5 protein-coding genes and 1 pseudogene are annotated in these 3,632 nt (G+C 61.2%); 4 read left to right on the forward strand and 2 right to left on the reverse strand.

The annotated features are described in order from the left end of the window. Positions 1-306, reverse strand: a 306-nt coding sequence (locus tag ACOJB8_RS40880) for a hypothetical protein (RefSeq protein WP_475017928.1), incomplete at its 3' end; no start/stop codon positions are given. On the opposite strand from ACOJB8_RS40880, the gene ACOJB8_RS40885 reads away from it, so the two are divergent. Together ACOJB8_RS40885 and ACOJB8_RS40890 are read left to right on the forward strand one after the other, a co-directional pair. Next, positions 203-769, forward strand: a complete 567-nt coding sequence (locus ACOJB8_RS40885) for an Ig-like domain-containing protein (protein ID WP_475017926.1) — start codon at positions 203-205, stop codon at positions 767-769. The two genes, ACOJB8_RS40880 and ACOJB8_RS40885, sit on opposite strands and share 104 nt — an antisense overlap. A 169-nt stretch (positions 770-938) precedes the next feature. Continuing rightward, positions 939-1,163: a hypothetical protein gene (locus tag ACOJB8_RS40890; protein WP_475017920.1), complete on the forward strand. Its 225-nt coding sequence runs from the start codon at positions 939-941 to the stop codon at positions 1,161-1,163. Positions 1,164-1,225: 62 nt separating this feature from the next. On the opposite strand, the pseudogene ACOJB8_RS40895 reads toward ACOJB8_RS40890, so the two are convergent. After that, positions 1,226-2,168, reverse strand: a pseudogene (locus ACOJB8_RS40895) (ISL3 family transposase); the annotation flags it as partial. Between the two features lie 159 nt (positions 2,169-2,327). Here ACOJB8_RS40895 and tnpB point away from each other — a divergent pair. Then, complete coding sequence (gene tnpB / locus ACOJB8_RS40900; RefSeq protein WP_475017922.1) at positions 2,328-2,546, forward strand: IS66 family insertion sequence element accessory protein TnpB; 219 nt, start codon at positions 2,328-2,330, stop codon at positions 2,544-2,546. Between the two features lie 51 nt (positions 2,547-2,597). Beyond that, positions 2,598-3,632: IS66 family transposase (gene tnpC / locus ACOJB8_RS40905; protein ID WP_475017924.1), on the forward strand; the 1,035-nt coding region annotated here is incomplete at its 3' end.

Genomic DNA, 3,632 nt, shown 5'->3' on the forward strand with positions numbered 1-3,632 from the left:
AACGACCAGCACGACCAATAGCAGCGGCCAGGCGACGATCACGCTTACGTCGTCCACCACGGCGGGCACGGCGACGGTGACTGCCGCGGCAACTGCAGGCAGCAAAACCGCATCGGTTACGTACGTGGCAGATTCATCGACTGCGCGCGTGGTGTCGCTGTCGCAATCGGCAACAACGGGCACAGCTGACGGTAGCAGTACGATCACCTTCACGGCCCTGGTGGAGGATGCGCACGGGAATATCGTGAGCGGAGCGTCGGTGAGTTGGTCGACGACACTCGGTACGCTCTCGGCAACATCAAGCACGACGAGTTCGAGCGGCTATGCGACGGTAACGCTTACCGCACCTTCGTCCGCAGGCACAGCGACGGTGACTGCCTCGGCCACGGCAGGCAGCGCAAGTGGCACCGTGACATACGCCAGTGCGGTTACGTATGCTGTGATTCAGAGCCTGACGTATTCGGGTGGCGGGTATTCCGGCTCGAATGTTCAATACACAGTGACCGTGACTGTTAAGGACACGTCCGGGAATGCGATAAGTGGCGCGACAATCAACTGGAGCGATACGACGAACAGTTACGTATCAGCTGTGAGTCTGAGTGCAACATTGTCTACAACCAATTCGAGTGGACAGGCGACGATTACGGTGCTGATTACACCTACAAGTAGCGTGTACTATGGATACGCATATGTGACGGCCACTTCGAACTACAACTCTGCGACCGTCTCCCTCGCGGCGCAGGCATATGACAGCGGTAACGGCGGCTAACATTCAGGCGAGAGCCCTGTAATTAAATGAAATAGAACCCCGAGGCATTTCTATGCTCGGGGTCTTGCATGGGCGTTAAACGCCCATTAAGATAGACTCAACTGATCGGGAACAACGTGAGGTCAGTTAGGTTCCTGTCCCATAACTCAACTTGATTGAAGAGGCATATATGAAGAGGTTCGCATTTGCACTCCTGATGGTCGCAGCAGGTGTCCAGTTCAGCATTGCTCATGCAGCAGATGCAGATGCCACGCAAACCGCACAGGCCGCGAAGCAGGCCACGCACGCGAAACAGATCGTGCATCCGCTGCTCGACGGTGAGCCTCAGACCGGCGCAAACTGGGACTTCTCCAGCGCCCACGATGCGGATGGTTACGCAGTACCGCGCTCCTGAGCGCCAGCGCTACGATCTGACACAACGAGGAGCGGGGGGCGAAAGCCCCCCTTTTTTCTGGTTCATCGAGGATTACCGGGGAACGCGGCGCGGATCTTGAGGAAGAAGTACTCCTCGTCGCGGTACCCGTAGGCTCTGCGCTTGATGACCTTGATGGTGTTGTTGATCCCTTCGACGACGCTGGTATTGAGTGGATGGCGACAGCGCGCCAGGATTCCATGCCAGTAGCCTTGCAGGCGCTGGGCAAATAGCTGCAGGGCAGCGATCCCGCTTTGCTGCGCCTGTTCGAACCACTGCTCCCACGCCTTTTGCGCCCACGCGGGTTTCTGGTAAAACCACAGCCGTTTCAGTTCGTCGCGCAGCACGTAGACGCATAGCAATGACTGGTTGGCAGCCAGCAGTTCCTTCAGTTGCACTGACTGCTCAGGTTTGAGGTTGCGGCGGTTGCGCAGCAGAAGCCAGCGACTGGACTTGAGCACCCTGCGCGCCGGCCGGTCGTGGCGTAGCTGGTTGGCCTGGTCGACGCGCACCCGATCGATCACCTCGCGCCCGTATTTGGCTACGACATGGAACAGGTCGTAGACGATTTCGGCCTGCGGGCAATGCTCGTTGATCTCCAGCTCGTAGGCCGTCGTCATGTCGATTGCCACCGCTTCGATACGCTCGGCGACACCCTCAGGAAGCTGCTCAAAGAAGGCGCGGGCGGTCTCGCGCGAGCGTCCCTGCCCAACCCAGAGCACCTGGCGCCCCACTGGATCGACCACGACCGTGGCATAGCGATGGCCTTTGTGGAGCGCAAACTCATCCATCGCCAGATAGCGGATGCCCGACCAGTCCGGTTCGGCCACACGGGCCTGCAGGCGCATCTTGTCGATCGACTTGACCGTATGCCAGCCCAGATCGTAAAAGGCGGCCACCGCCCCACCGCCCCACCGCCTGCACGCTGGCCGCCTGCAACAGCTTCTCGCAGGCCTTGGCAAACCGCTCGGTCACCCGCTGGTATCGAAGCATCGAGCATCCACGCCGGCAACTCGCGAGAAATCGGTTGCGGAACATCGAGATGGACCATCTGATTCCCGCGACGTCCGGTACGACGGACCAGCCTATATTCCTGGCCGTATGCGGGGTGCCAGCGGTATGCGACTACAACCATTCGCGATCGGTATGTTGAATGTCGTGGGGCTTGGTGACCTTATCAAGATTTTATGGTGGAGCGGCGACGGCATGAACCTGTACGCGAAGCGACTTGAGCGCGGACGCTTCGTGTGGCCGCAGGCAGATTCAGGAACGGTCCATCTATCTGCTGCCCAACTGTCGATGCTGCTCGAGGGGATTGACTGGCGGCATCCGGAGCGCACGTGGCAGCCGACGCACGCGGCGTAACGCCGGGTGCAGGAACCCACAAGCGCGTGGGCTTCATTTACACTGGCATGCATGCCAGCCAGCCATCTGCCCGATGACATCGCCGCTCTCAAGCGCATCGTTGCCTCGCGCGACGAGACCATCGCGCAGTTGTTGGCCGAGATCTCGCGACTGAAGCGGTGGCAGTATGGCCGTTCATCGGAGCGCATGACCGAACTGATGGACCAGCTGCAACTCGCGCTCGGTGAGCTGCCCGTTCCTGAACCGGATATGGCCGCACCGGCGAAGGTGCCTGATGCCGACGCGACTGCGGATACGTCGGCCACAACGAACCTTGCTCCACTGCGCCGCAAGCCGCGGCACTTCCCTGCCCATTTACCTCGCGATACGGTTGTTCATGCGCCGACGAACTGCGGATGCCCGGAATGCGGCAAACAGATGCGTGCGCTGGGCGAGGACGTATCGGAGATGCTCGACTATGTGCCCGGTTACTTCAAGGTGCTGCGTCACGTACGTCCGAAGTTGAGCTGCCCGCGCTGTGCTGCAGTGGTGCAGGAGCCGGCACCTTCGCGACCGATAGCACGCGGGATGGCGGGTGCGGGGCTGCTCGCGCAGGTCGTCGTCGCGAAGTACGCTGACCATATGCCGCTATACCGGCAGGCCGGCATCTATCGCCGCGCGGGCATCGAACTGGACCGGGCAACACTGGCTTCGTGGGTGCGTGAAGCGGCTGCGCTGCTGCAACCCCTGTCCGACGCACTCGGTGGTTACGTGCGCGCCGCAGACAAGATCCATACCGACGACACGCCCGTGCCGGTGCTGGAGCCGGGGCGTGGCAAGACACGCACGGCGCGCCTGTGGACCTATGTGCGGGATGACCGCCCGGCAGGCAGCCGCGCGCCACCAGCAGTCTGGTACAGGTACTCACCCGACCGCAAAGGTGAGCGACCTCGGGAACATCTGGCGGGCTACACGGGAATCCTGCAGGCAGATGCCTTCAGCGGGTATGACGCGCTGTATCGTGACGGCACGGTCATCGAGGCCGGATGCTGGGCGCATTATCCCGAGCATGGTTTTATCTGGAGCCAGATGCGTGTAGCCCCCGCT

Source organism: Paraburkholderia sp. BR10141 (assembly GCF_056155635.1).

Bases quoted from the DNA above. Each gene is read 5' to 3' on its own strand.
- ACOJB8_RS40890 (WP_475017920.1), top strand. From the start codon at position 939: ATGAAGAGGTTCGCATTTGCACTCCTGATGGTCGCAGCAGGTGTCCAG.
- tnpB (WP_475017922.1), top strand. From the start codon at position 2,328: ATGTTGAATGTCGTGGGGCTTGGTGACCTTATCAAGATTTTATGGTGG.